27 protein-coding genes, 10 tRNA genes, 1 rRNA gene and 2 pseudogenes are annotated in these 25,758 nt (G+C 40.2%); 38 read left to right on the forward strand and 2 right to left on the reverse strand.

The window, feature by feature from the left end:
* Positions 1-38 precede the first annotated feature (38 nt).
* From BM390_RS07640 to BM390_RS07670, 7 genes and pseudogenes are all read left to right on the forward strand, one after another.
* A pseudogene (locus tag BM390_RS07640) lies at positions 39-1,223 on the forward strand (dicarboxylate/amino acid:cation symporter).
* 31 nt (positions 1,224-1,254) lie between these two features.
* The gene (locus tag BM390_RS07645; RefSeq protein WP_089854014.1) at positions 1,255-1,749 is read left to right on the forward strand and encodes a GNAT family N-acetyltransferase; all 495 of its coding nucleotides are present in this window, start codon (positions 1,255-1,257) and stop codon (positions 1,747-1,749) included.
* Positions 1,750-1,834: 85 nt separating this feature from the next.
* Positions 1,835-2,518 carry an ABC transporter ATP-binding protein gene (locus tag BM390_RS07650; RefSeq protein WP_089854017.1) on the forward strand — a complete coding sequence of 228 codons (684 nt, stop codon included), beginning with the start codon at positions 1,835-1,837 and terminating at the stop codon, positions 2,516-2,518.
* Positions 2,518-3,951 (forward strand): hypothetical protein, encoded by a 1,434-nt coding sequence (locus BM390_RS07655; protein WP_062322685.1) that lies wholly within the window; start codon positions 2,518-2,520, stop codon positions 3,949-3,951. Before BM390_RS07650 ends, BM390_RS07655 begins: the two co-directional genes overlap by 1 nt.
* Positions 3,938-4,417, forward strand: a complete 480-nt coding sequence (locus tag BM390_RS07660; RefSeq protein WP_062322683.1) for a MarR family winged helix-turn-helix transcriptional regulator — start codon at positions 3,938-3,940, stop codon at positions 4,415-4,417. Before BM390_RS07655 ends, BM390_RS07660 begins: the two co-directional genes overlap by 14 nt.
* A 177-nt stretch (positions 4,418-4,594) precedes the next feature.
* Positions 4,595-4,834 carry a glutaredoxin family protein gene (locus tag BM390_RS07665; RefSeq protein WP_062322681.1) on the forward strand — a complete coding sequence of 80 codons (240 nt, stop codon included), beginning with the start codon at positions 4,595-4,597 and terminating at the stop codon, positions 4,832-4,834.
* A 76-nt stretch (positions 4,835-4,910) separates the two neighbouring features.
* A complete protein-coding gene (locus tag BM390_RS07670; RefSeq protein WP_062322679.1) occupies positions 4,911-5,633 on the forward strand; it encodes an alpha/beta hydrolase in 723 nt (240 codons plus the stop codon).
* 90 nt (positions 5,634-5,723) lie between these two features.
* Here BM390_RS07670 and BM390_RS07675 read toward each other — a convergent pair whose 3' ends face one another.
* Positions 5,724-6,596, reverse strand: a complete 873-nt coding sequence (locus tag BM390_RS07675) for a DegV family protein (protein ID WP_089854021.1) — start codon at positions 6,594-6,596, stop codon at positions 5,724-5,726.
* A 475-nt stretch (positions 6,597-7,071) separates the two neighbouring features.
* Here BM390_RS07675 and cshA point away from each other — a divergent pair, with 475 nt between their 5' ends.
* The 4 genes and pseudogenes from cshA (at position 7,072) to BM390_RS15735 (ending at position 10,258) form a co-directional block, all read left to right on the forward strand.
* The gene (gene cshA, locus BM390_RS07680) at positions 7,072-8,544 is read left to right on the forward strand and encodes a degradosome RNA helicase CshA (protein ID WP_371859886.1); all 1,473 of its coding nucleotides are present in this window, start codon (positions 7,072-7,074) and stop codon (positions 8,542-8,544) included.
* Between the two features lie 426 nt (positions 8,545-8,970).
* A complete protein-coding gene (locus BM390_RS07685; protein ID WP_062322673.1) occupies positions 8,971-9,369 on the forward strand; it encodes a cytidine deaminase in 399 nt (132 codons plus the stop codon).
* Positions 9,370-9,715: 346 nt separating this feature from the next.
* Positions 9,716-9,898 (forward strand): annotated as a pseudogene (locus tag BM390_RS15730) (Rpn family recombination-promoting nuclease/putative transposase); the annotation flags it as partial.
* A 141-nt stretch (positions 9,899-10,039) separates the two neighbouring features.
* Positions 10,040-10,258, forward strand: a complete 219-nt coding sequence (locus BM390_RS15735) for a DUF4351 domain-containing protein (protein WP_255349966.1) — start codon at positions 10,040-10,042, stop codon at positions 10,256-10,258.
* A 214-nt stretch (positions 10,259-10,472) separates the two neighbouring features.
* Here BM390_RS15735 and BM390_RS07695 read toward each other — a convergent pair whose 3' ends face one another.
* A complete protein-coding gene (locus tag BM390_RS07695) occupies positions 10,473-11,258 on the reverse strand; it encodes a rhomboid family intramembrane serine protease (protein ID WP_062322669.1) in 786 nt (261 codons plus the stop codon).
* 134 nt (positions 11,259-11,392) lie between these two features.
* Here BM390_RS07695 and acpS point away from each other — a divergent pair, with 134 nt between their 5' ends.
* The 27 genes from acpS to BM390_RS07830 all read left to right on the forward strand — a co-directional run.
* Entirely contained in the window at positions 11,393-11,749 is a 357-nt protein-coding gene (acpS, locus tag BM390_RS07700) for a holo-ACP synthase (protein ID WP_062322667.1), read from the forward strand.
* Between the two features lie 46 nt (positions 11,750-11,795).
* A complete protein-coding gene (locus BM390_RS07705) occupies positions 11,796-13,286 on the forward strand; it encodes a bifunctional ADP-dependent NAD(P)H-hydrate dehydratase/NAD(P)H-hydrate epimerase (RefSeq protein ID WP_062322665.1) in 1,491 nt (496 codons plus the stop codon).
* Positions 13,287-13,306: 20 nt separating this feature from the next.
* Positions 13,307-14,308 carry a LolA family protein gene (locus BM390_RS07710; RefSeq protein ID WP_177220671.1) on the forward strand — a complete coding sequence of 334 codons (1,002 nt, stop codon included), beginning with the start codon at positions 13,307-13,309 and terminating at the stop codon, positions 14,306-14,308.
* 63 nt (positions 14,309-14,371) lie between these two features.
* Positions 14,372-15,478, forward strand: coding sequence for an alanine racemase (gene alr / locus BM390_RS07715; protein ID WP_089854034.1), 1,107 nt, complete (start codon positions 14,372-14,374; stop codon positions 15,476-15,478).
* A 178-nt stretch (positions 15,479-15,656) separates the two neighbouring features.
* Complete coding sequence (locus BM390_RS07720) at positions 15,657-15,914, forward strand: hypothetical protein (protein ID WP_062322724.1); 258 nt, start codon at positions 15,657-15,659, stop codon at positions 15,912-15,914.
* Between the two features lie 11 nt (positions 15,915-15,925).
* On the forward strand, positions 15,926-16,276 hold the full coding sequence (locus tag BM390_RS07725; protein WP_062322722.1) for a type II toxin-antitoxin system PemK/MazF family toxin: 351 nt from the start codon (positions 15,926-15,928) through the stop codon (positions 16,274-16,276).
* 283 nt (positions 16,277-16,559) lie between these two features.
* Positions 16,560-17,432: an RsbT co-antagonist protein RsbRA gene (gene rsbRA, locus BM390_RS07730; RefSeq protein ID WP_062322660.1), complete on the forward strand. Its 873-nt coding sequence runs from the start codon at positions 16,560-16,562 to the stop codon at positions 17,430-17,432.
* 4 nt (positions 17,433-17,436) lie between these two features.
* Positions 17,437-17,793 carry an STAS domain-containing protein gene (locus BM390_RS07735; protein WP_062322658.1) on the forward strand — a complete coding sequence of 119 codons (357 nt, stop codon included), beginning with the start codon at positions 17,437-17,439 and terminating at the stop codon, positions 17,791-17,793.
* Between the two features lie 2 nt (positions 17,794-17,795).
* The gene (locus BM390_RS07740; RefSeq protein WP_062322656.1) at positions 17,796-18,197 is read left to right on the forward strand and encodes an anti-sigma regulatory factor; all 402 of its coding nucleotides are present in this window, start codon (positions 17,796-17,798) and stop codon (positions 18,195-18,197) included.
* Between the two features lie 20 nt (positions 18,198-18,217).
* Entirely contained in the window at positions 18,218-19,228 is a 1,011-nt protein-coding gene (locus BM390_RS07745; protein ID WP_062322655.1) for a PP2C family protein-serine/threonine phosphatase, read from the forward strand.
* Between the two features lie 75 nt (positions 19,229-19,303).
* Positions 19,304-19,633, forward strand: a complete 330-nt coding sequence (locus BM390_RS07750; RefSeq protein WP_089854062.1) for an STAS domain-containing protein — start codon at positions 19,304-19,306, stop codon at positions 19,631-19,633.
* 1 nt (position 19,634) lies between these two features.
* Positions 19,635-20,111 carry an anti-sigma B factor RsbW gene (rsbW, locus tag BM390_RS07755; RefSeq protein WP_062322653.1) on the forward strand — a complete coding sequence of 159 codons (477 nt, stop codon included), beginning with the start codon at positions 19,635-19,637 and terminating at the stop codon, positions 20,109-20,111.
* Positions 20,083-20,874, forward strand: a complete 792-nt coding sequence (gene sigB / locus BM390_RS07760; RefSeq protein WP_089854041.1) for an RNA polymerase sigma factor SigB — start codon at positions 20,083-20,085, stop codon at positions 20,872-20,874. Before rsbW ends, sigB begins: the two co-directional genes overlap by 29 nt.
* Positions 20,874-21,482, forward strand: coding sequence for a PP2C family serine/threonine-protein phosphatase (locus BM390_RS07765; protein WP_062322652.1), 609 nt, complete (start codon positions 20,874-20,876; stop codon positions 21,480-21,482). Before sigB ends, BM390_RS07765 begins: the two co-directional genes overlap by 1 nt.
* Before the next feature lie 98 nt (positions 21,483-21,580).
* Complete coding sequence (locus BM390_RS07770) at positions 21,581-23,764, forward strand: Tex family protein (protein WP_062322650.1); 2,184 nt, start codon at positions 21,581-21,583, stop codon at positions 23,762-23,764.
* 101 nt (positions 23,765-23,865) lie between these two features.
* A complete protein-coding gene (locus BM390_RS07775; protein WP_089854044.1) occupies positions 23,866-24,339 on the forward strand; it encodes a SprT family protein in 474 nt (157 codons plus the stop codon).
* Between the two features lie 208 nt (positions 24,340-24,547).
* Positions 24,548-24,622, forward strand: a tRNA-Asn gene (locus BM390_RS07780).
* 4 nt (positions 24,623-24,626) lie between these two features.
* Positions 24,627-24,717, forward strand: a tRNA-Ser gene (locus BM390_RS07785).
* Between the two features lie 19 nt (positions 24,718-24,736).
* A tRNA-Glu gene (locus tag BM390_RS07790) sits at positions 24,737-24,811 on the forward strand.
* 14 nt (positions 24,812-24,825) lie between these two features.
* Positions 24,826-24,902 (forward strand) — tRNA-Asp (locus BM390_RS07795).
* Between the two features lie 7 nt (positions 24,903-24,909).
* Positions 24,910-24,984 (forward strand) — tRNA-Gln (locus tag BM390_RS07800).
* Between the two features lie 98 nt (positions 24,985-25,082).
* Positions 25,083-25,155 (forward strand) — tRNA-Lys (locus BM390_RS07805).
* A gap of 28 nt (positions 25,156-25,183) precedes the next feature.
* Positions 25,184-25,270 (forward strand) — tRNA-Leu (locus BM390_RS07810).
* Between the two features lie 57 nt (positions 25,271-25,327).
* Positions 25,328-25,404: transfer RNA gene (locus tag BM390_RS07815), tRNA-Arg, on the forward strand.
* Between the two features lie 12 nt (positions 25,405-25,416).
* Positions 25,417-25,490: transfer RNA gene (locus tag BM390_RS07820), tRNA-Gly, on the forward strand.
* Positions 25,491-25,494: 4 nt separating this feature from the next.
* Positions 25,495-25,571 (forward strand) — tRNA-Ile (locus BM390_RS07825).
* Positions 25,572-25,672: 101 nt separating this feature from the next.
* A 16S ribosomal RNA gene (locus BM390_RS07830) occupies positions 25,673-25,758 on the forward strand; the annotation flags it as partial.

The following is a 25,758-nucleotide window of genomic DNA, read 5'->3' on the forward strand; positions in this document are numbered from 1 at the left end:
TATGGAATAGATACAAAAATACCTCTTTAATCGCAAAAATGACAGTAGGTTTCGTATTAGGTATACTTGTTGGCGTCATAGTGGGGCCTCAAGCGGAGATCATTAAACCACTTGGTACTGTATTAATCAATCTATTAAGCATGATTGCGACACCGGTCGTCTTTTTGACGGTTGTACTCGCCGTAAACAAAATGAACCCTAAAGAATTAGGCAGAACGGGTGGGAAGTTGATTTTATATTATGGCACAACAACGGCTGCTGCGGTTTTAATCGGACTCGGCTTAGCGCTTTGGATTAACCCGGGCGAATCTTTATCTTTGCCGAATGTTTCAGTAGATAATCCGACCAACCCAAGTCTGTAGCAAGTTCTTTTAAATATCGTTCCGAGTAATATCTTTACTGCTTTTAGTGAAGGCAACTTAATGGCGATTCTTTTTCTTGCGGTCATTGTTGGCTTTACTATGTCGCATATGATGTTTTCACATGATGAAAAGATGAAAAAGTACGGTCACTATTTACAAGATTTTTTTGAAGTGGCGAATACATTATTTTTCAACATTTTAAAAGGTATTCTACTTTATGCCCCAATCGGTATCTTTGCGATTGCCGCATCGACCTTTGGAACACAGGGCTGGGATACCTTTACTTCATTACTTAAATTCACGGGTGTTTTCTATCTTGGGCTTGTGTTACTTTGGGTATTCATATATACAGGTATCCTTTGGATGTTCAAGATACCGATTCGACATTTTTATACACAAACAAGAGAAGCTTTTACCACTGCCTTTTTCACATCGAGCAGTATTGCCACTTTACCAATTGCGATGGAAAGTGCTAAAAAGGCAGGTATATCAGACAAGATTGTTAATTTCAGTTTACCATTAGGAGCTGTGTTTAATTCTGATGGAGGTGCCCTTCGAATGGGGGCGTCGATTGTATTCGCTGCAAATGTGACCGGTGCCAACTTTTCTTTAGTCGACCTTGTTACTATTGTTATTATCGGAACGCTTCTTTCAATTGGCACAGCCGGTATCCCGGCAGCAGGGCTTGTGACCTTAGCCGCTGTATTAACCCTTTTTGATTTACCGTTAGAAGTTGTGTCACTCATCGCTGGTGTTGATGCTCTTATAGGAATGGGGGGGACAGCATCAAACGTTGTCGGAGATATCATAGGAGCGGCAGTCGTGGATAAATCAGAAAATAAGGCAGCAAACAGCCGTTAATGCGTTGTTGTAGCCAAAAGGAGTGGGGAAAATGATTCGCTTAGCAACACATTCAGACCTTGATCGTATTATGGTTATTGTGAATGAAGTTATTAAGGAGATGCATGTGCGCGGAAGTCAACAGTGGTCAACAGACTATCCTAAACGTGCGGATTTTATACAAGATATCAACAAGCGTGAACTGTATGTTTATGAACAAGCAGGTGAAGTCGCGGGTATGTGTGCCTTTAGCGAAACAGGTCACGCGGAATATTCACTGATTCCTTTTTCAACGACTAACGCCTTAACAATTAAACGACTGGCGATTAGCCCTCGGTACAGAAATAAAGGCATTAGTCATCAATTTATTGAGGCAATCAAACGAGTGGCGGACGAAAAGAACAAACAGGCCATTAATGGGGATACCTTTAAAAACAATCCTGACGCTCAAGCATTTTTCTTAAAACATGACTTTTGTTTTATCGCAGAACGTCCAGATGATGAAGGAGATGTCCCTCTCTATTATTATGAGTTGACATTGAAGTAAGTACGACGAAGAAAGATGCGAAACGATCCATCATGCTTATACCGAGATAGAGATAAGATAATGAACAAAGAAGGTGAGAGGTTATATGGCGATATTAACAGTGGAAGATTTAACGGTCAAACAAGGCGAGACACTAGCCTTAAATGGGATGAATTTATCTGTTGAAACAGGTGAAGTTGTTGCGTTAATCGGTCATAATGGAGCAGGGAAATCAACCTTTTTTAAAACCGTCATGGGCATGATTGACCTAAGAGACGGAAGTATTGAAATAGATGGTTTCACGAAGGATAGCCTAGCTTATAAACAACGCGTCGTATACATACCGGAACAACCTTTCCTGTTGCCAGAACTCACAGTGTTTCAACATTTTCAACTATATCTTGAAAGTTATCAACAACATTCAGATGAGAAAGTAAACAAGATTCATGAATTAACTAGGCGATTTGAAATTGCGGATCAACTGGATCAATTCCCGCTCCAACTATCAAAAGGAATGAAACAAAAAGTTCAATTGATTGCGGGATTGATTATTGACGCACCGGTGTTATTGATTGATGAACCGTTTGTCGGACTGGATATCTATGCCCAACAAGAACTCACCTCAATCTTAATAGAAAAGAAACAAAAAGATCAAGCGGTTATTTTAACGACCCATCAATTCGATCAATTAGAAGGGGTTATGGACCGTTATGTCATGTTACACCAAGGTAAGGTGATAAAAGAAGGCGACCGGACCGATTTAGGTGAACTAAAAAGGCGGTTTGATTAATGCGAAAAGAAACTATTAAGCAGTTCAGTCGCATTCATTGGCAACGGACAAAAAAACGTCACCACACGAATCGGGATATTATCACCATGGTCATTGATCCTGTCACTGCCTTTTACCTTATTCCGTTTGTCATAATCGGTGGCCTAATCATACGTGATGCGTTAATGACCTATCAACCGTTATTACAGACGGTGAGTGACACGATTTTTAACCGTGACATACTGATTTTTGGGTTAGTCGTGGGGCAGATTGGCTTATTTAAAAAAACGCCAATTTTACCTTATAGTTCGAGTGAACGGTTGATGGAATATGTAAGTCATAGGCGGCGTGATATGTTTATATTACTCTGGTTAAAGCGTGTCGCGTTTTATCTAGGACTAGATATTTTTATTGCCAGTGTCTTATTGTTGGTATTTCCTCTATATTCGGAGCAAATCGTGGGCCTTATACTCGTTGTGATCATCACACAGATCAGTCTGATTATCCCACGCGTCTATTTATCGACGATGATTGGTTGGCGTGGTTTTTTAGAACGATTGCTTATTCAACTGGCTGTTTTATCTACTATTGTCTCCTTAGCTGTTTCAACAGGTGAGAAGAGACTGGGTATTATCGTCTTTTTAATCCTCATACTATTTATCGCGCAAGTACTCGGCTTCACTTATATCGAAGAAGTAAACGATTTAGATTACATTATGAGTGTCAGTGATTATATGAGTTACCGGACGGTTTTAAGCAAGGTGTTTTTCTCGAAAACAGCGGTGAAAGATGTGCCAATCAAAAGCCATAAATGGTATGAAAAGAGGCGGTATCAAAAGCGATTGACGAAGCAGACCATGTGGAAATTATATGCGCGGCTTATTTGGCAACACCTGTCAGAGAATATGACGACAATTTTTCAAATGGTGATACAACTGGTGGTCATTGTCGCGCTGCTCTCTCTACAAGGACCGATGTTTTTACGTGTGGGGATCGTGCTAGTGGTGTTGTTGTTTAGTCGGATGTATCATGTGATATTTCAAGCTATCTTTGACCGTCCATTGTTAAAAACCTTACCGCTTAGACAGGGTCCGTGGTCACGGTACTATGGTCTTTTCTCAACCTTTTCGCTCATAGTATGGGTGTTAGGTCTGATTGGTTATTCTCATTTATTCTATCCTGAGGCATTTACAACACTGGAATCCTTTACATTTCTTTTAATCACGGTTATATTAAATCGTGAGTGGTTAAACCGAGTAATAAAGAAATTTTCAACGAAAAGGCCTAAAGAGACTATGGTCTTTCGTTTATGTTTTATCTATATGGTCGGGTATGGTGTCACGTTTGTCACCTACGCCCCCATTGTATATGGGCTGGCATCTGTGATTACTGGTTTAACAATATTAGAGCTGATATCTAAGAGGTTTAGGAGCGAAAAACATGACACAAGATAAACATGAATATGAGAAGAAAAAACAAGACCCGTCACTGAAACTGTTTGTTGTCTTATCAAAAGCTTATCGTGCCGTGAGTGATCAAGTTGCCGATGATATTAGGAGTAAAGGTCTCAATACGACAGATTTCGGCGTATTAGAACTGTTGTATCATTCAGGTGATCAACCGCTACAAAAAATCGGGGATAAAATACTGCTTGCGAGCGGCAGTATTACCTATGTCGTAGATAAATTGGAAAAGAAGGGGCTAGTAAAACGGACCCAATCAGAGAAGGATCGCCGGGTCACCTATGCCTCGATTACAGACGCAGGTGTAGCATTACTTAATGATATCTTTCCGGATCACTGGAAACAAATTGAGCACATTACAGATGGACTAACAGAAGAAGAAAAACGACAAGCGATCACATTGCTTAAAAAATTAGGCGCGTTTGCTGATCAGTTAAAAAAAGAGAGCGAATCTTAAATAGATGAGATTCGTTCTCTTTTTATGTTTAAAACCAGGTCGATATGGCTATATAACTAATAGCTTAATTAATCAATGCATTCATGTTTAAATAATACGGAAAATACACATACTAGGGAAAAGTTTGATGTGAGAGAGACATCATGAACTTGCACCATGGTTCGGAGGGGAATAGAAATGGAAAAAGAAGTGCTTGTCTACGTCAGTGATGATTGTGATGAATGCGACCGGATGGTAGCATTACTTGATCAAGAAGATGTGACTTATGAGTTGAAAAATATATCTGATGATAAAAAGCATTTACATGAGTTGCAAAAACACCATGTGTATGCGACACCTGCCCTCATTGTGAAAGGAAAGAAAGTACTCGGTTTTCAAGAACAACGCATTAAACAATTGTTAAACCGGTTATTATAATGAATACCGTCCATAACGTGGACGGTATTTTTGTAGACAGTCAGTTAACAACAGACAATTGAAAGAAGGTCAAGAAATGATTGGTGTTCTCCTTATACATGGATTTACTGGCGGGCCACATGAACTCGCACCCTTAATCGAAAGGTTAAAAGAAACAACCGACTGGTTAATAGAAGTGCCTACTTTACCAGGACACGGATTAGATTTAGATTTGTTACCGTACACACATGAAGAGTGGATTAAGACAGTAGAGACAGCTTACCAAAAATTAAACCAAGAGGTGGATCGCTTATATATCGTTGGTTTCTCCATGGGTGGCATGCTTGCTGGGTATTTGGCTGGTAAATATGGGGCGGATAAATTAGTGATGTTGTCCCCTTCTCGTAAATATCTCAATCTGATAAAACTGACAAAAGAAGTGACACAACTCGTAAAAGATCGAGTGGTAGGTGAACTAGAAGAGAACTTCACCTATAAACATTATCATCATAAACAAGGTAAAATTCCGCTTAAAGCTTATTTAGAGTTTGTCAAATGTGTAAAAGTGACAGAACCATACTTAAAAGAGATTAAAAATCCAACCCTCGTATTACAAGGAATGGAGGATGGTCTTGTCCCTTACCAAACAACCCATGCGTTAGACAAAGAAATCCCTATCGATATTGACGTTATTTACTATTTAGACTCTAAACATATGATTTGTTTAGGGGATGACCAAGAAGTGGTCGTTGGAAGTGTGCTTGACTACTTGTTGAAAGCGCCGCATGAAAGAAAAGAGAAAGAAGCTAATACCACTTAAAGTTAGAGGAACTTATCTGGTGCAGGTACTGATCATCTAGTGAAAATAACCCCCTGATAAAAGTCATCAGGGGGTTAAGGTTTTATCTTGTTAATGTTTTTCTTGGTGTGTTAAATCACTAAAGAATGACATCACGAGGGCACCTTTACCTGCGTGTGCAGCAATCACTGGGCCGGTTTCTGCTTGGTATACGTCTTTAAAAGCGTAACGTTCTCTGACTTTGTCTAAGACGTCATCGCATTTTTCTTTCGCATAGCCATGTGTCATCACAAAAACTTTTTCGGCTGGGTCTTTAATATACTCACCAATAAGGTCATGGAAACGACGATGCGCTTTCTTTGCTCCACGAACTTTTTCAAGAACATCGATTTTTCCTTCTTCACTTGCGTGAAGAATGAGTTTCACATTTAATGTTTTCGCAATGGCGCCCTTCGCACGACTCAAACGGCCACCGCGAATAAGGTTGTCAATCGTTTCAAGCAAGAAAACAGTTCGTAAGTATGGGACACGTCTTTCTAGATGAAGGGCAATGTCTTCTGCTGACATGTTTTGCTCAATCATTTGAATCGCATCATCCAACATTAAGATCATCCCGCTTGAGGCGGATTTTGTATCGATTAAATAAATGTCTCGGTTCGGTTCTTCTTCAAGTAATTGCGTTTTTGCCATCACCGCATGATTGTAAGACGCGCTCACGCCGCTTGATAAACTTATATGAATGATTGGCTTCGCCGGATCAATCGCTTTAAAAGTATCATAATAGTCTTGTGGAGAAGGCGCAGCCGACTGTGGGAAGACTTTCCCTGTTGATACTCGTTCTAAAAAGTCTTTCGTTGTAATATCTTCTGATTTATATTGTTCCTCACCGAAACGTACAAATAAGGATACGACTTTAATGTCCCACGCTTCTTGTAAATGCTTTGGTACATCGGCACCACTATCGGTTGTCAATTGAATAGTCATCTCATCACCTAGCTCTCATATATTGTTGAATCGTAAAAAAAATATTCTGACTATAATAATATTAGAGAATGCGATAAATTGCAAGGATTTGCGCTAACAGTGAGTTGTAAGCTGTTACATTTTTATTGATTGGAATGAAAGAAATATGAAAACGTGATAAATCAAAGGTTAACTCGAGTTTTCGTGCTAGAATTTATCAAGTATGTGTGGTAAGATAGCAATATCCATTGAATGCTCGTAACCAAGCCGCTTCTGTTTTAAGGGTCGGCTTTTTTTCACGTTAATATAACGCTGGTCTTCACCGATACTTATTAGTTTACCACTGTTCTTTTAGTAGTAAATATGATTAATAAGGGTAAGCTAGTACATGAAGATAAACATTTAACATCAGCTACGCCGTTTTCATTTGAACGTGTAAATAGTGTTAACGTGTCGTAACGATTCCGATGAGATATAAACAAAAAGGAGAATGACTTTGGCAACATTTCAATCACTAGGTATTTCAGACGTAATTATGAAGGCTCTCGACAAGATGGGCTTTGAGGAAGCAACACCCATCCAGGAACAAACAATCCCGCTCGGACTTGCAGGGAAAGATGTTATTGGACAAGCACAAACAGGAACAGGTAAAACAGCCGCTTTTGGTATTCCAATGCTTGACAAAATCGATAAGAACCAACGCAAAATCCAAGGACTTATCGTTGCGCCAACGCGTGAACTTGCGATTCAAGTATCAGAAGAAATTCACCGTTTAGGTAAATTTAAAGGTATCCGCACGTTACCGATCTTTGGTGGTCAACCAATGGACCGACAAATCCGTGGTTTAAAAGATGGCCCACACGTGGTAGTAGCGACACCAGGACGTTTACTAGACCATATCCGTCGTAAAACAATTGATACCCGTTTCGTGCACACCGCAGTATTAGATGAGGCAGACGAGATGTTAAACATGGGCTTTATCGAAGATATTCGTGATATCTTAAAGCAAATCCCTGAAGACCGTCAAACTCTCCTCTTCTCTGCAACGATGCCGAAAGAGATTCGTCAGATTGCGCAAACATTGATGCGTGACCCTGAAGAAGTCAAAGTAAGAGCTAAAGAAATGACTGTTGAAAATATCGAACAACATTACATTGAAGCGCATGAAAAACAAAAATTTGATGCGTTAACGAACTTACTTGATATTCAAACACCATCACTTGCGATTATCTTTGGTCGTACAAAGAAACGTGTAGATGAAGTGACAGAAGGCTTACAAGCCCGTGGCTTTAAAGCTGAAGGCATTCACGGTGATTTAACACAAGGTAAGCGTATGAGTGTGTTAAGTAAATTTAAAAGTGGCCGTGTAGAGATTCTTGTTGCAACTGACGTTGCTGCTCGTGGTTTAGATATCTCGAACGTGACCCACGTATATAACTTTGATATTCCACAAGATCCTGAAAGTTATGTTCACCGTATCGGACGTACAGGCCGTGCTGGTAAAACAGGTGTTGCAGTGTCATTTATTACACCAAGAGAAATGTCACACCTTCACTTAATTGAGAAGACAACAAATTCTAAAATGCACCGTATGCAATTACCAAGCTATGATGAAGCTAGACGTGGTCAACAACAGCTAGCAGTTAATAAGCTTGTGCGTGCAATCGAAAAACAAGGGTTAGACGAATACCGTGAAACAGCAAGTGAATTACTAGATGAATATGATTCAGTGACACTTGTAGCGGCAGCACTTAAGATTATGTCAAAATCACGTCGTCAAACACCGGTGACTTTATCATCTGTTACACCACTTAGCGTGAAGCGCGGTGGAGGTAAAGGTAAAGGTAATTATCGCGGTAAAGGTGGCAGTGATAAAGGCCATAACTTTAACCGCAACAAAGGTAAAGGCCGTAACCGTAAGTTTAACAACAAACGCGGTTCAAATAATTCAAATAAACAAAATTCATAATAAACAAGCGCAAGGATCTGATCTAAAACAGGTCCTTGCGTTTTTCTTTGTTTTTAGGTCGATGACGTCATTCGAGATGAGAGATATAAAGATGATTCTTCAGACAGACGGTTACATCATCTTTTTAAAACAAAAAATGATCCACCGAAAAAGGTATGAAAATTAATAGAAGGAGAGTTTTTTCATGAAAAGATTAAAAACCTGTGAGGGGAAAGTGAAAATCGACAAAAAGAGATGATCTTGCTGTTGCTTGTAGAAAGTTAAAGCGCGTTATATGATAATGATCTGTTGTAAAATTGTATACTCTATTACATCTGTTGTGTTGACAAAGACCTTGTTCATATATATAATTAGAAATCTTGTCAACAAACTGTTGACGTTAAGGGAACTTTTAAAAAGTTCATTCTTAGAAAAAGGGTGAAAAATATGAATAAAGAGCTATTAATGGAAAGTGCACGTAAGATGAAAGTAACGGCATACGTACCTTATTCCAAGTTCCCAGTTGGAGTAGCATTATTACTAAAAGATGGTACTGTAATTAATGGAGTAAACGTAGAAAATGTTTCACTAGGTGCAACTAATTGTGCTGAAAGAACAGCTATTTTTACCGCTATATCGAATGGTTATAATAAGGGTGAATTCCAGGCTATAGCTGTTGCAGGTGATACGGTAGATTTTCTTCCTCCTTGTAGTATTTGCAGACAAGTTTTAGCGGAATTTTGCTCACCTGAAATGCCAGTTTATTTAACTAATGAAAATAAAGATATATTAGAATTGACACTAAAGGATTTGCTCCCTTACGCATTCACAGATTTAGAAATGTGAAAAAGATTGAACGTTTATTATAAAGATTGATAAAAATCACCTCTTCAGTTACCCTATGAGGTGATTTTTTTGCTTTTGACCTCGGGGGAAGCTGTCACCATAGAGTGACAGACCCCTGATTTTAGCCCCAGGCAAGGGATGTAAAGTATAGTGAATATTGCGGACAAAAAGAGCCACTTGAGCGGAGTTTAGAGCCACTGAATGCATGAAATAGGCCCACCGAGGGCGGAGAGTGCGCCAGTCGGTGGCTAGCGTCACGTTTTAACCTTACGGTTAAAGGCTTTATTTACTTCTCTTAAATCCGTGTCTTTCACGCACAGATGAAGGGTTTGATTTCCTTCCGGAAGAGTTAAAACAAGTCGTCCCAAATTTTCATTATATCTTGTACGATTTGTCGACCTACTCCGATCAAGACATAAAAGGCGTCGCCCAGTTACAAATATTATTTAGCCTACTTAGAGATATCTATACAAAAAATCCCGAAGAATTAAAACAAACAATTTTTAAGGCGATGGAGGCGTTACGCGCACTAGAGAAAGAAGAGACCGCGATAGCGTATGTCGAAACGCTGTTGCGCTATGTTTTTAGTGCCAGTGATGCATTCACAAAACACGATATCCGTGATATAGTCAAGACATTAGAAAAGACTTATCCGAAAGGAAGTGAACGCATGAAGACGATTGCTGATGTACTTAAAGAAGAAGGTAGAGAAGAAGGCAGAGGAGAAGGCATGGTGAACATGTTGTTGACAATCCTAAGTGAAAAATTCACTCATATACCCGAAAGTTTACAAGAAAAAATAAAAATGTCAGATGAACAAACGCTCCAGACAATTGCGGTGAATTTGGATGACATCCAAACGGCAAAAGACTTGAATAAATACTTATAACAAAACCATACGATGTGTATGAATTGGTTAATATATCCTGAAGGTTTAAGTGTTCGATTATCAATCTGATAGGAGATAAATAGCCCTCTGTACCAAGTAGAAACTTGATATAGAGGGCTATTTTTCTGTCTAAAGATACGTCGTCATGATGGCGCTAATTTTTTTCTTTTTACATATCGATTGGGATTAGAAAGGCGTTTTATCCCTTGTGTCGTTATCTTAACAACGGTAAAATAACAGGTCCTAATAAACCAACAACGGCTAAAATAAGCAACACCCACCAGAGGATAGCTGAGACGTTGCCATTCATTTTAAACCGGCGACGTCTTTGCCAGCGGTTAGGATCGAAGTTAACCCCACTTGCATGTGTGCGTCTAGGACGTGGTCTAGGTCGACGGTAGGGGTTGACGTTATTCACTAGAAGTGGTCCGAAACTAAAACCACCGACTAAGCCAAACACGTGACCGGGAATGCTGACATTTTGCTGAATGAAGGTCATGACTAAACCAATCATCACATAAGTTAAGACTAATTGTCTGCTGGCGGGGTCGATAAGTCCAGGTGTGAAGAAAATCATGTAGACAATCAGACCAAGCATTCCGTAAATAGCCCCACTAGCTCCGAGTGAGAGAGTCGTCGAATCCATGGCGATTAAATAATCGAACACATTCGCGAAAATACCCGCACCTAAATAGAGTACGACGAATTTCACTTTACCTAACATCTGTTCAAGAGCTGGGCCAAATAAGACAAGAGCAAAGGAATTGAAGAGAATATGGGTAATACCTTGCCAGTCATGAAGGAAAATTGGGGTGACTAAACGCCAATATTCGCCTTGCCCAACGAGCGCATTCATTCCAATCCCTTCATTTAAAATGATAAAACCAAGAGATGTTTCAAAATACATAAGTAACCAAATAACGACTTGAATAATGATAATGCCGGAAACGACCGGGTAATATCTGAAAAAATCACGTAACGATTCAGTTCTAAAAAACATAATAGGCTCCTTTTCTTCTTCAAAATCAATTGTTAACCTATAAAGAAGTATACCGAAATAAACGCTCAACTTGCAAATCTGATATACTATAAGTGTGAAAAAATTTATACTTTATAGAAGAATAGGTGACAAAAATGATTAGAGGCATTGGCATAGATATCGTTGAAATAGCCCGAATAAAAATATTGATCAAACGTAATCCCCGGTTTATTGAAAAAGTACTCTCAGTGAAGGAACAAGAAAAATACTGGACATTAACATCAGACAATCGGCGTGCGGAATTTGTGGCCGGCCGTTTTGCGGCCAAAGAGGCACTTGGAAAGGCATTAGGGACAGGGCTAGGGAAACTAAGTTTTAGTGACATTTCAATCTTAAATGACGCTCTTGGTAAACCTGCCCTGCACTTTATCGGTGATGATTTGTACAAGGTACATGTTTCTATCTCCCATAGTCATACGTCAGCTGTCGCAAATGTTGTCTTAGAATCATAATACAGGTCGTTAGGACATAAATTACAGTAAAGGCAGGAGGAAGCGAATGAAGTGTTTGACGAGTGAAGAGATGCGACAAGTGGATATGTTGGCGTTTAATGCTTATCATATGCCAGGAGAAGTTTTAATGGAAAATGCCGGGCGCGCGATTGTTGAGGCAATGGTTCAAGATCTCATAAAAAGTGATCGTATTGTTGTCGTTGTTGGGCCAGGCAATAATGGCGGCGATGGTTTTGTTGTGGCGCGCGAGCTAAAGAATAGGGGTTATATGGTAACGGTTATTCAGACGGTCACAAATGATAAAATTTCAGGAGAAGCGAATGTGCATTTAAACGTCATGCAGCGGTTTAATGTTGACATCATTTATGATTTTCCTGATGCCGTACAATATATACATGAAGCAACAGTCATTATTGATGCGTTATTTGGTACAGGGTATACTGGACCGATGCGCGAACCGATGCACGGATATGTCGCTCTGATGAATGATGCGAGGGCCCCTATTTATAGTATTGACGTTCCAAGTGGTGTCAGTGAAACAATCGGATCAATGAGTGCTGTCGTAAAAGCTACTAAAACAGTGACGATTGAAGCGCCTAAAGTGACCGCGTATATCGAGCAAACCGCCCCCTATTATGGTGAGTTAACCATTGTTTCTATCGGCTTACCTACACGTGAATTAGATAAAATTAGCCGAACGATTTGGCAGGTGTGTCACGTTAAACAAACGTTAAAAAAGCGGGAGCGGTTTGGACACAAAGGCACCTATGGTCACGTCTTACTTATTGGCGGTAGTGTCGATATGCCAGGGGCGATTCAGTTAAGTGCACGTGGCGCGTTAAAATCTGGTGCTGGGCTCGTGTCGGTTATGACAGAACAAGCAGCGCGTCCTTTCTTGCAGTTACCACATGAAGTGATGTACCGCTCACATGATGAACTTACGCCACAGTTATTATCTAACTACCAAGCCATTGCTGTTGGTATGGGGTTTGGATTAACTGATGAAAAACTAGCCCTGTTTTACCAAATATTAAAAACAGAGGTCCCACTCCTTATTGATGCAGATGGATTAACGTTGTTAGCGCGTGACATCAGTCGTCTAAAAGAACGGCAGGGACCGACGATACTAACGCCTCATCCTAAGGAATTCGCCAGACTTACAGGGTTCTCAGTAGATGTGATTAAAAACGATCCTTTTACATTGACAAAAGCTTTTGCACAAGAACACGGGGTGTATCTTGTGTTAAAAGGCACCCATACGATTATCTCATCACCGAGGGGTGAACAAGTTATTAATACAACGGGGAATTCAGCACTAAGTAAAGGTGGCAGTGGAGACATTTTAAGTGGCATAGCGTGTGTGCGTATAATGCAAGATGAGACGGTGTTGGCAGGTCTTTGTAATGCTGTATACTTACACGGATATGCGAGTGACATTGCTGTAAGAGAAGATTTTACCGCTTTTGATATAACCCCAACAGATGTAGTAGATAGCCTAAGCAAGGCTTATCGAACCTTTATCGAAAATCCTGCCTAAGTGATTAATAGGTAAAGGACGTGGACATCATAGAACGACGACGGATTATGTTATTAAGTAGTTTTATATTTATGTTGTTGTTGGTTGGTTGTAAGTCTCTGGATGCCGAGGATGTGTTTGAAGAAATCATTGAAGTAGGTGAGAACTTAACGACTTATCAAGCGGAAGCCGATATGCAAGTGCTCACCGCAAGTGGAGAAGAGCATGTGTTACTTCGTGTCAGTCGATCGGATGATTTTTATCATGTCGATTTAACTGATGAAGCGAGAGGGTTAAAACAAACGTTAGTCCGTAATGCGGATGGGGTATACTTATTAACAGAAAATGAAACACCAGAACCGTTTCGAATGGATTGGCCTCATGACCGGCCCCAACTTTACTTGTTGTCTTCTGTAATAGACACATTAAAAGCCTATCCAGAAGCGCAATTTGAAGAAAATGATGACACATATATGTATACGATTCAGGCACCGCTAAAGGAAGACCCAGATCTAACGATACAAACATTAACGTTTGATAAAGAGACATATTTACCGGTGGAAGTATTCGTAACAAATGAAGCTGAAACAAAACACGTGTCAGTAAAATTTCAGTCGATTACGGTCACACCTGACTTTGAAACAGATTTGTTTGACGTTGTGCTGGAAGAAGAAAGTCCGCGTGATGACGAAGTAGAGACCGAAGAACAACAGGAAGACGAAACCTCTGGTTGGTATTACCCGACAGAAACCTTTAATCAAGCGTTAGATGAGACAGAGGAACGGTTGGTAAATGGCAAAAGCGTTGTTATGATGAGCTATACGGGAGATCAACCCTTTACGCTTATTCAAGTGAACAAAAGTCAGACAAGTAGTGTTGCAGATGTCTTATCAGTCATTAAAGATGGCGCGTCGTTTATGAGTGATGATGCTGGCTTTGTATGGGCGAATGAAACGACTGAGTTTTATATTGCCTCAGACAGCCTAACGCCAGAAGAAAAAGAGGCCATCGCGACATCTGTTGAATGGGTAGAAAATAAATAATAAAATTAAATGCAGGAGTCAATCTTTAGAAATTGAAGTAATAGTGAGAAAGGAAGTCAAACAATGCAGTACCGAAATGCACAAGTCATCGTTGATTTACATGCCATTAAAGAGAATATTCAGTTGTTAAAGAGCCAGTTACCAAGAAAGACCGAGATTTTTGCCGTTGTTAAAGCGGATGGCTATGGTCACGGCAGTGTTGAAGTAGCGCAAGCAGCTTTAGCCGCGGGTGCATCTGCTTTATGTGTTGCGATATTAGAAGAAGCTATCATATTAAGAGAAGCGGGGATCGATGCGCCTATTCTCGTCATGGGATATACCGATCCAGCTTTTAGTGGTGAGGCAGAAAAGTTAGACATTCAACTAACAGCTTTTCAACTTGATTGGTTAGAAGAGGCGAAGCGACATATCACCCAGCAACTAAGTCTGCATATGAAGTTAGATACCGGTATGGGGCGTCTCGGTTTAAGGACTGTTGAAGATGTGTCCGTCTTTTTAGATGCGGTTGATGATCCGTTATTTAACGTTGCCGGTGTCTTTACCCACTTTGCTCAAGCGGATGCAGCTGATGATGCTTACTACCGTTATCAAGAGGCGCATTACCGTGAGCTCATTCAACCGATTAAACAGCGGTATCAACAGTCGATTATTTATCATACTGGCAATAGTGCCGCTAGTATGCAGTTTCCGTCAGACATGTATGATGCAGTAAGATTTGGCATTGGGATGTATGGTTTGTATCCGTCAATCTATTTAAGAGATCATCCCCCCTTTGAATTGAAACCGGCACTGTCTTTAACGACCCAATTAGTTCATGTAAAACAACTCCCGCAAGGAGAGATGATTAGTTATGGACTGACGTATGAAACAAAGGCCGATGAATGGATTGGCACCATCCCCATCGGTTATGGAGATGGAATTCAACGAAGGTTTCAAAATTTCGATGTCTTAATTGATGGGAAACGGATGCCGATTGTCGGTAGGGTGTGTATGGATCAATGCATGGTAAAATTAGATAGAGCTTATCCTGTTGGGACGAAAGTGACTTTTATTGGATTGGATAAGGAAGATAGGATTACCTTAGAAGAAGTGGCTGAACATTTAGGCACAATTAATTATGAAGTCAGTTGTTTACTTACTGCACGATTACCGCGACGGTACCATAACTAAAGTAGGTACGGATGCTCAGAAAAGGGCAAAACCTCTTGAAATCAAGGTTTTATCTATGTTTTTCCACGAATAAATTTTAAATATCTGTCAATTACACCTTTAATTCTAGGCGCTTAGATGATATGATAAAAGGGATCATAATTGAACAGGAATCGTGTTGGAGGTGTTGGTTTTGTCAATGGACATGCAGGAAGTTGTTGTCAAATTACCTGACTATTTAATGGATGAAGTCAAGGGTGTAATGACAGAAGAACAGTGTAACTTTGAAGATTTAATATTTAAAGCAACAAAGTGCTACCTCGAAGAACGAAGAGAAAGACAGATCCGTGAGGATATGAGACAAGGCTATTTAGAGATGGCCAAAATTAATTTAACCATCGCTTCAGAAGCCTTTTTAGTTGAACAGGAGGCAGAGCGCCTAGTGAGTGGGGTGTAAAGCGATTGACTTTGATTGTAAAGCGCGGTGATGTATATTTTGCAGACCTTTCACCGGTCGTTGGTTCAGAACAAGGAGGGACCAGACCGGTGTTAATTATACAAAATAATATTGGCAATCGATTTAGTCCAACGGTGATTGTCGCAGCTATTACCGCCCAAATTCAAAAAGCTAAATTACCGACCCATGTTGAAATTGATGCGGAAAAATACGGTTTCGAAAGAGACTCTGTGATTCTTTTAGAACAAATTCGCACCATTGACAAACAACGCTTAACAGATAAAATCACCCATCTCGATCAACCGATGATGGATAAAATTGATCGAGCGTTAGAGATTAGTGTCGGTCTAGCAAATATTTAAGGAAAGGAAGTACTTGTCTCTTAACTTAGAAGTTGGCAAGTGCTTTTTTTTAATTGATCAAAAGGTGGTGTATCCTTCAACTATTAATAAGTAGAAGGTGCCAAACAGAATGAAAACATGCTAATGACTATTAAAATAACTGAAAGTTTAGTAAAATAGAGGATAAGAGGTTTAATTTGGATGTTTTGTTTTTTTGACTCAATTAATGGTAAAGTAGAGATACGGAAGAAATTTTAATGTATTTTGCAACATACATATATTATATGAAAAGGTGGTAATAGATGTGCCGAAACGCGTGGATAGAATCGTGTTGGATAATAGCGATATTATTATAAAAAATTGGCTAAAAATCGTATCAGAAAATCGTCAAAATGATTATACATCATCGATTTCTGATGAGTTATTTCAAAGTACGAATCGAGAATTTGTGAATGTCATTTTTGATAGTCTAGGAAATGGCGGAGGCTTGACGACTGAATTAGAATCATTTTCAGAACGATTAGTGAACTTAGGTTGGCCACTTAGTTACTTAACGGACGGTTTGCAAACGTTCCGTCGAGTGACCATTGATTTTGTCTTGAGTCAACATGATCAAATTGATACCGATTTCTTTTCGATTATCTTAGATCGAGTGGATACTTGGGTGGATCCGATCATTAATAAATTAGTGAATGAATACTCCGGCAGTTGGGAGCATACCGTATCACTTCAGCGAGTTGCACTTCAAGAGTTATCCGCGCCACTCATTCCGGTCATGCGAAATATTACCATTATGCCGCTCATCGGGACGATTGATACCGAACGAGCGAAACAGATTATGGAAAATCTATTAGATGGTGTGATTAAACATAATGCTGAAGTTGTGTTGATTGATATTACTGGCGTACCGGTTGTTGATACGATGGTCGCCCATCACATTATTCAAGCAGCAGAGGCGGTACGTTTGATTGGTTCAACGTGTATTCTTGTCGGTATTCGACCGGAAATTGCACAAACCATTGTTAATCTCGGTATTGATTTAGGGAAATTCCCAACCAAATCATCGTTGCGTAAAGGATTTGAAACCGCATTAGAATTAACAGGACGAACGATTCATCGCGAAAAGAAACAAGAAACCATTGTAGAAGACATTATGAATCAACTATCAAAGGGGTGAACACATGCGAATTCCAATTTTGAAACTGCATAACTATTTACTTATTTCTATTCAGATTGATTTAGATGACCAGTCAGCGATTCAATTTCAAGAAGACTTACTGAACAAGATTCATAAAAGCGGTGCAACAGGTGTCGTCATTGATTTAACTAGTGTCGATATCATCGATTCATTTATTGCCAAAGTACTTGGTGACGTGGTGACTATGTCTGATTTGATGGGAGCGAAAGTAGTTCTAACCGGTATTCAACCTGCGGTCGCTATGACGTTAATTGAACTTGGCATCCATATGCAAGATGTTCAAACGGCCTTAGATTTAGAACAAGGGTTGATAAAACTTCGCCAGGAACTGGAGGGGTAATGATGGAATTGAAGCCCTGTGTAAATATACGACAAGAGTGGGACATCGTTGGTGCGAGACAATTAGGGCGTGAAAAAGCAAAGGAACTCGGCTTTGGGACCGTTGACCAAGCACGAATTGCGACAGCTATTTCTGAGTTAGCCCGTAACATTTATCTGTATGCTGGCACCGGTAAAGTTTACTTTGAGACGATTGATCACTTAGATAAAAAAGGTTTAAAAATCGTCGCGGTTGATGAAGGACCAGGGATTCGTGACTTAAGTCAAGTCATGCAAGATGGCTATTCAACTTCGGGTGGATTAGGTGCGGGCTTACCTGGTGTCAAGCGCCTTATGGATACATTTGAAATCAACTCCGAGTGGGGTGAAGGAACAGAAATTACTGCGGTTAAATGGGTAAGATAAGTTAATAGGGGGGTGATCAGGTGAAAAAAGAACGATTAGATTTAGATGATTATCGAAAATTGTTGAAACAATACTTATTGACGCATGATGAAACAGCACTCTATCAAGCGGAACAACTCAGTAAGCTATCCGTTCAACATAATGTTTCACCTGAAGAAATTATTCATGTACACATTGAGGCGCTAAAAGAACTGTATCCAGAGTTACAACAAGAGGTAAGTGATTCGCTCAATTTCCTCTTGGAGGCGATGATTTCGTATGGACTAGCCTTGCAAGAATACCAGTCATTACGTGAAAAACAATCAGCGCTAGAATCTGAAATATCAGTTGCGGCGAATATGCAGAAAACCCTCCTTCAGACGAAGAAACCGACCATCTCTGGTTTAGATATCGGGGCCATTAGTGTCCCTGCCAATCAAATGAATGGCGATTATTATCACTTTATTGAAGGGTCTGATGGGACGCTCGGCATCGCTTTAGCTGATGTGATTGGAAAAGGTGTGCCAGCGGCGCTTGCGATGTCAATGATTAAGTATTCCATGGATAGTTTTCCTGAACAATTAAGACAACCCGCCCAAATATTAGAAAGTCTTAATCGGGTCGTTGAGCGTAATGTAGATACGAGTATGTTTATTACGATGTTTTATGGTTTGTATAATACGAACAATCATACGTTTAGTTTTAGTTCGGCGGGACATGAGCCAGGTTTTTTCTATTTTAATAAGACAGAATCATTCAGTGAAATTAAGGCGAGAGGGCTTGTGCTTGGGGCGACCTCGGATGCGCGTTATAATGAAGAAGCTGTCACTATTCATGATGGAGATGCGATTATTCTGCTTACCGATGGGGTGACAGAATGTCATTTAGGCGACCGCTTTATTGAACGAGATGAAGTATTAGAAGTCATTGAACATTACTTACACCTTCCGGCTCAAGAAGCGGTAGAGAAGGTGTATAAACATTTTGAACGCCTACAAGATTTTCATTTACGAGACGATTTCACGTTGATTATTCTAAAAAAAGAAACGTGAAGTGTGTTTACTCTTTAACGAATTAGGGTAATACATAAAGCAATTGACATGGCGGAAGGAAGGTACAGAATGAATATTAATTTATCAATTGATGTCGTAGAAACAGACAATCAAACAGTATTAACCGTAAAGGGAGAAATTGATGCGTACACGGCTCCTTTATTAAAAGAAAAACTTTTACCAGCAACAGCCAAGGAAACGGAAAAAATCATTGTTGATTTAAATGATGTGACTTACATGGACTCAACCGGTTTAGGTGTCTTTATTAGTGCATTAAAATCAGCAAAAGAACATGGCTCAACATTAACACTCGTGAATCTACAAGAACGGGTACACCGCTTATTTAAAATAACGAGTTTAGACTCAATTATTGAGATTGACACAACAATACGGGGTGGAGAATAGAATGGAACATTTTGATTTTATTGAGATGAAGTTACCGGCCAAACCAGAATATGTTGGGGTGATTCGTCTAAGTGTTTCTGGAATTGCTAACCGCATGGGATTTACCTATGAGGATATTGAAGATCTAAAAGTAGCTATTTCTGAAGCCATGACGAACGCCACCACACATGCGTATGAAGAGAATGAAGGCGGAGAAGTAACGGTAGGTTTTGGTTTATATCGTGACCGTTTAGAAGTCATGGTGGCAGACCATGGTGGGAGTTTTAATTTAAGCGAAGTGAAACAGCAAACTGGACCGTATCGACAATCAGAACCGATTGAAAATTTACGTGAAGGTGGATTTGGACTATTTCTTATTGATGCATTAATGGACAAAGTAGAAATTAAAAGTGACTATGGCGTCATTGTGTTAATGACGAAAAATCTTCCTACAAATGAGGTGGGCATTGATGACGACCAAATCTCAACCAGTCAATAAGCGTGGAGATGAGGTTTACCAATGGATTGCACACCTACAAAAGAATCCCAGAGATGAAGAAATTCAAGAAAAAATCGTCTTAACCTATCAAGATCTTATTCGTTCGATTGCACGAAAATATGCGAAAAACAATTCCATTCATGAAGATCTTGTGCAAGTAGGGATGCTTGGGTTACTAGCGGCGATTCGTCGTTATGACCCGACATTAGGTAAAACCTTTGAATCTTTCGCGATCCCTACAATTATTGGGGAAATCAAGCGATTTATTCGTGATAAGACATGGAGTGTTCACGTTCCACGTCGTATTAAAGAACTTGGACCGAAAATTAAAAAAGCAACAGAAGAATTGACGACAATCAATCAACGCTCACCGTCGGTTAAAGACATTGCCGACTATCTCGAAGTAACAGAAGAAGAAGTGTTGGAAACGATGGAAATGGGTCAAAGTTATAAAGCACTTTCTGTTGATAAAAAGATTGAAGCAGATTCAGATGGTTCAACGGTATCGATTCTTGACTTAATTGGTCAACAAGATGAGGCATTTGATCAAACGGACTTACGCATGTTGTTAGAGAAAGTCTTGCCAATCTTAACCGAGCGTGAACAGAAAATTTTACAATACACCTACTTTGAAAATAAGAGCCAAAAAGAAACGGGTGATTTACTCGATATTTCTCAGATGCACGTATCGCGGATTCAACGACGTGCCCTGTTAAAGCTGCGTGAAGCACTGCAAGCGGATGGGATTGGGGTTAATGACTAATGACAGTTTTTGACCACGTTCATATTTCGGTGTACCAGAAAGCGAAAGTAGGGAATTATTATTGTGGCGATAGCTATTACTATACCGAAACAAACGAGGGATTTCTTTGTGTCGTCGCGGATGGCTTAGGTTCGGGGGAAGTCGCAAAGGAATCGTCACAAGCCGTGATTGATACAATAAAGGAACATCCTAACGCCACAGGTGACGCTCTCGTGAAGTTACTTAATCACGCGCTTATTGGTAAACGTGGCGTCGTCTTAGGGATATTGCGCCTTGATTATCATGAACAGGTGTATTCCTATACATCTATCGGTAATATCGGACTTATGACGATTGATCAAGCGACACTAAAAAAGCGAAACATACCAATCTCAGGATATCTCGGTGTGTACCCGCGCAAGATGAAAGAAGTACGTGATCGGCTTGAGGCAGGAACGTTATTCGCCGTCTTCTCTGATGGTGTACATGCGAAAGAACTGTCACATGTGTTATTTCAATTAGATGATGTACATGACGTGACCGATCAGTTTCATGACAGGATGGCTCATAAACGCGATGATGATACAACGTTAGTTGTTCTGAAGTACTTACCGAATCAAGGGCAATAATAGAACGCATTTATTAAGGAGTGAAGGGAGACCTTTGCTCCTTTTGTGTTTTTTAAAAAGTTTGGTAAAATAAAGAGTGAGAACTGGAGGAATGTCAAATGACAGTAGAATTAGCTAGCCATTTATTAGATATGGTCGCAAAAGATGTGAAAATTAATCAAGCGACAGTAAAAGAAGTCATTGGGTTATTAACAGAAGGGAATACCGTTCCGTTTATCGCACGGTATCGTAAAGAACAAACCGGTGGTTTAGATGAAGTTGAAATAAAAGCGATTGAAGATAGGTATCAATACATAACGCAACTAGAAGAGCGGAAAGAAGAAGTACTGCGCCTCATCGATGAACAGGATAAGTTAACCAAAGAATTGGCAGACGAAATTAAGCGGGCAACACAGCTACAACGTCTTGAAGATTTATATCGCCCTTATAAACAAAAACGTCGGACGAAAGCGACAGTCGCAAAAGAAAAAGGCTTGGAGCCACTTGCTGAGGCGATATTAAATCAAACATTGTCTGATTTAAATCAAGCGGCACATGCCTATATCAATGAGGAACATGAACTATTAACGGTAGAGGATTGTTTGGCTGGAGCGAATGATATTATTGCTGAGTGGATCAGTGATGAAGCGAGTTACCGTGAACGCATTCGTAAGCTGACGTTAACAGACGGTAAGATTGAAACGGCAATAAAAGATGAGACGATTGATGAGAAAAAAGTTTATGAAATGTATTATGCGTTTGAAGAAAAGATTAAAACATTAGTGAGTCACCGGGTACTAGCATTTAACCGTGCAGAAAAAGAAGGCGTTATTAGAGTAAGTGTGAGTGCGCCTGTCGATCGAATTGAAACAGATCTTAAGCGTCAGGTCATTCAACGAAAAACAACGCCGGATGTGGCGTTTTTCTTAGAAACAGCCATTAGTGATAGCTACAAGCGTTTAATGGCCCCGTCGATTGAACGTGAGATTCGCTCAATATTAACAGAAGAAGCAGAAGAGCAAGCGATTGATATCTTCGGTAAAAACTTAAATAATCTGTTACTTCAACCGCCATTAAAAGGCCGAACAATTCTTGGGGTCGATCCAGCTTTTCGAACGGGTTGTAAGCTAGCGGTCATCGATGAAACGGGTAAAATGTTAAAAGTAGGGGTTATCTATCCAACGGCTCCTCGTAAAGATGTGTCGGGTGCAACGAAAACGGTGCTAGACTATATTAAGCAGTTTGATGTTGATTTAGTCGCCATCGGTAACGGAACGGCGTCACGAGAAACGGAACAATTTATCGCTAATGTGATCAATGATAGTGAATTAGACTTGCCTTACCTTATTGTGAACGAAGCGGGGGCAAGTGTGTATTCAGCATCAAAACTGGCAAGAGAAGAGTTTCCTGACCTCCAAGTCGAAGAGCGAAGTGCGGTCTCCATTGCGAGACGTGTCAGTGATCCGCTTGCTGAGTTAGTCAAGATTGATCCAAAATCGATTGGTGTTGGTCAATACCAACATGATGTCAGTCAAAAACGTTTGAATGAAGCTTTAACTTTTGTTGTTGAGACGGCGGTTAATAAAGTCGGTGTGAATGTTAACACCGCGTCTGAATCTTTACTACAGTATGTGTCGGGATTAAGTAAGACTGTGGCTAAAAATATTGTGAATTACCGGAATGAAGTAGGAAAGTTCAACTCGCGCACGGAATTAAAGAAGATTCCGCGTCTCGGACAGAAAACATACGAGCAAAGTATTGGCTTCTTAAGGATATTAGATGGCAAAGAGCCATTAGACCGGACGCCGATTCACCCGGAAAGTTATAAGGAAACAAAAGCATTACTGAAACAAATGGGGTATACGACCAAAGATTTAGCGAAAGATACACTCATTAAAGACCTTGATGTACTTGATATTAAACAAACGGCTGAAACATTATCGATAGGTGAATTGACGCTACAAGATATCATCAAAGCATTAAAGAGCCCAGAACGCGATCCACGTGATGCTTTTCCGCAGCCACTATTGAAGAAGAGTATTCTATCGATGGAAGATTTAACACCAGGGCTAGAGTTAGAAGGCACGGTAAGGAACGTGATTGACTTTGGTGTGTTTGTTGATATTGGCGTGAAACAAGATGGGTTAGTTCACATTTCAAAAATGGCCAATCGCTTTGTGAAGCATCCAATGGATATTTGTTCTGTCGGGGATGTTGTCACTGTATGGGTCGATAGTGTAGATACGCAAAAAGGGCGTATTGCGTTAACGATGATTCAACCAGATCAACAAGTGAAAGAATGAGTACTGAAAATAAGTAGCGGAGATAAACTATAGAAGAGACGTATAATAAGCATGCGGATTATTTAATCCGTGTGCTGATTATAATGAAATAGGTGAGATGAATGACGAATGAAGAATTGCAACAACTTGTAGAAGAACTGTCGCGTGCATATTTCAATAAACCGTTCCGTCATCAGGCGATGTTTAACTCGCGACTTAAAACAACGGGTGGACGGTATTTACTGAGAACGCATCATATTGAAATTAATCCTAAGTATCTGTTAGAGTGTGGGTTAGACGAATTAAAAGGTATTGTGAAACATGAACTATGTCATTACCACCTACATCTAGAGAATAAAGGCTATCAACACCGAGATCGGGACTTTAAAATGTTAATGAAACAAACCGGCGCACCCCGGCACTGTCAAATGTTGCCTTCATTAGTAGGTAAACAACGTGTGCGCTCACATAAGCGTTATTTGTATACATGTCTGTCATGTGGGCAAAACTATGAAAGACGAAAGCGAATGAATCCTGACCGCTATCGTTGTGGTCGGTGTGAAGGGCGCTTAACAGAACAAGTCCTTCAACGTTAAATGAATGAGGGAAGTAAAAAAGAATAAGTTTTTATAAAAAACCTATTGACGAATACGAGCTAAATATGGTAATTTTATTTAGGTCGCAAGCGCGATGGTTCAAATAGAGTTAAGTGATAAAGAAAAACAATTTTCAACAAAGTTGTTGACAACTTACTTCATATATAGTATATTATTAAACGTCGCTGATGCGGCAAATTAATATTGTTCCACAGTAGCTCAGTGGTAGAGCAATCGGCTGTTAACCGATCGGTCGTAAGTTCGAATCTTACCTGTGGAGCCATTTCGGAGAAGTACTCAAGTGGCTGAAGAGGCGCCCCTGCTAAGGGTGTAGGTCGTGTAAGCGGCGCGAGGGTTCAAATCCCTCCTTCTCCGCCATTGATTTTTTGAGATTAATGGCCCGTTGGTCAAGCGGTTAAGACACCGCCCTTTCACGGCGGTAACACGGGTTCGAATCCCGTACGGGTCACCATCTAATTTTATATTGGTCCGGTAGTTCAGTTGGTTAGAATGCCTGCCTGTCACGCAGGAGGTCGCGGGTTCGAGTCCCGTCCGGACCGCCATTTTTATTGGGCTATAGCCAAGCGGTAAGGCAACGGTTTTTGGTTCCGTCATGCGTTGGTTCGAATCCAGCTAGCCCAGCCATTTTATTTTTTGAGTAATTAAGATAGAATGCTGATCCCTTTAAAACATCATGTTTTGAAGGTTTTCTATTTCTTACCCATGTTTCTCAGAGAAATAATGAGCCATTAGCTCAGTTGGTAGAGCATCTGACTTTTAATCAGAGGGTCGAAGGTTCGAATCCTTCATGGCTCACTTTTTTATTCTTGACCTTGCTTATTAAGCGGTCGTGGCGGAATGGCAGACGCGCTAGGTTGAGGGCCTAGTGGGTGAATAACCCGTGGAGGTTCAAGTCCTCTCGACCGCACCAAAAAAGTTCTTGACTTTCGGTGCTAAACATAATATAATAGTTAACGTCGCAAATTTAGCGCCCGTAGCTCAATTGGATAGAGCGTTTGACTACGGATCAAGAGGTTAGGGGTTCGACTCCTCTCGGGCGCGCCATAATAGATTGATGCGGGTGTAGTTTAGTGGTAAAACCTCAGCCTTCCAAGCTGATGATGAGGGTTCGATTCCCTTCACCCGCTCCATTATGGGCCTATAGCTCAGCTGGTTAGAGCGCACGCCTGATAAGCGTGAGGTCGGTGGTTCGAGTCCACTTAGGCCCACCATTTATTTGACCATTGAAAACTGAATAACACACACAGTAATGTTAAGAAATAAAGTAAGACAAGCTAGTGCTTGAAACCAGAGTAAAGTATTGCTCATCAATTTTATTGAGAGTTTGATCTTGGCTCAGGACGAACGCTGGCGGCGTGCCTAATACATGCAAGTCGAGCGCAGGAAGCTAAACTGACC

The organism is Halolactibacillus miurensis, assembly GCF_900116255.1.
Taxonomy (GTDB): Bacteria; Bacillota; Bacilli; order Bacillales; family Amphibacillaceae; genus Halolactibacillus; species Halolactibacillus miurensis.

Bases quoted from the DNA above. Each gene is read 5' to 3' on its own strand.
- BM390_RS07655 (WP_062322685.1), top strand. From the start codon at position 2,518: ATGCGAAAAGAAACTATTAAGCAGTTCAGTCGCATTCATTGGCAACGG.
- BM390_RS07660 (WP_062322683.1), top strand. From the start codon at position 3,938: ATGACACAAGATAAACATGAATATGAGAAGAAAAAACAAGACCCGTCA.
- BM390_RS07670 (WP_062322679.1), top strand. From the start codon at position 4,911: ATGATTGGTGTTCTCCTTATACATGGATTTACTGGCGGGCCACATGAA.
- BM390_RS07775 (WP_089854044.1), top strand. From the start codon at position 23,866: ATGACGAATGAAGAATTGCAACAACTTGTAGAAGAACTGTCGCGTGCA.
- BM390_RS07765 (WP_062322652.1), top strand. From the start codon at position 20,874: ATGACAGTTTTTGACCACGTTCATATTTCGGTGTACCAGAAAGCGAAA.
- BM390_RS07675 (WP_089854021.1), bottom strand. From the start codon at position 6,596: ATGACTATTCAATTGACAACCGATAGTGGTGCCGATGTACCAAAGCAT.
- sigB (WP_089854041.1), top strand. From the start codon at position 20,083: ATGACGACCAAATCTCAACCAGTCAATAAGCGTGGAGATGAGGTTTAC.
- BM390_RS07705 (WP_062322665.1), top strand. From the start codon at position 11,796: ATGAAGTGTTTGACGAGTGAAGAGATGCGACAAGTGGATATGTTGGCG.
- alr (WP_089854034.1), top strand. From the start codon at position 14,372: ATGCAGTACCGAAATGCACAAGTCATCGTTGATTTACATGCCATTAAA.
- BM390_RS07695 (WP_062322669.1), bottom strand. From the start codon at position 11,258: ATGTTTTTTAGAACTGAATCGTTACGTGATTTTTTCAGATATTACCCG.
- BM390_RS07770 (WP_062322650.1), top strand. From the start codon at position 21,581: ATGACAGTAGAATTAGCTAGCCATTTATTAGATATGGTCGCAAAAGAT.
- rsbW (WP_062322653.1), top strand. From the start codon at position 19,635: ATGGAACATTTTGATTTTATTGAGATGAAGTTACCGGCCAAACCAGAA.
- BM390_RS15735 (WP_255349966.1), top strand. From the start codon at position 10,040: ATGAAGACGATTGCTGATGTACTTAAAGAAGAAGGTAGAGAAGAAGGC.
- BM390_RS07650 (WP_089854017.1), top strand. From the start codon at position 1,835: ATGGCGATATTAACAGTGGAAGATTTAACGGTCAAACAAGGCGAGACA.
- BM390_RS07645 (WP_089854014.1), top strand. From the start codon at position 1,255: ATGATTCGCTTAGCAACACATTCAGACCTTGATCGTATTATGGTTATT.
- BM390_RS07720 (WP_062322724.1), top strand. From the start codon at position 15,657: ATGGACATGCAGGAAGTTGTTGTCAAATTACCTGACTATTTAATGGAT.
- BM390_RS07685 (WP_062322673.1), top strand. From the start codon at position 8,971: ATGAATAAAGAGCTATTAATGGAAAGTGCACGTAAGATGAAAGTAACG.
- BM390_RS07740 (WP_062322656.1), top strand. From the start codon at position 17,796: ATGGAATTGAAGCCCTGTGTAAATATACGACAAGAGTGGGACATCGTT.
- BM390_RS07665 (WP_062322681.1), top strand. From the start codon at position 4,595: ATGGAAAAAGAAGTGCTTGTCTACGTCAGTGATGATTGTGATGAATGC.
- BM390_RS07735 (WP_062322658.1), top strand. From the start codon at position 17,437: ATGCGAATTCCAATTTTGAAACTGCATAACTATTTACTTATTTCTATT.
- acpS (WP_062322667.1), top strand. From the start codon at position 11,393: ATGATTAGAGGCATTGGCATAGATATCGTTGAAATAGCCCGAATAAAA.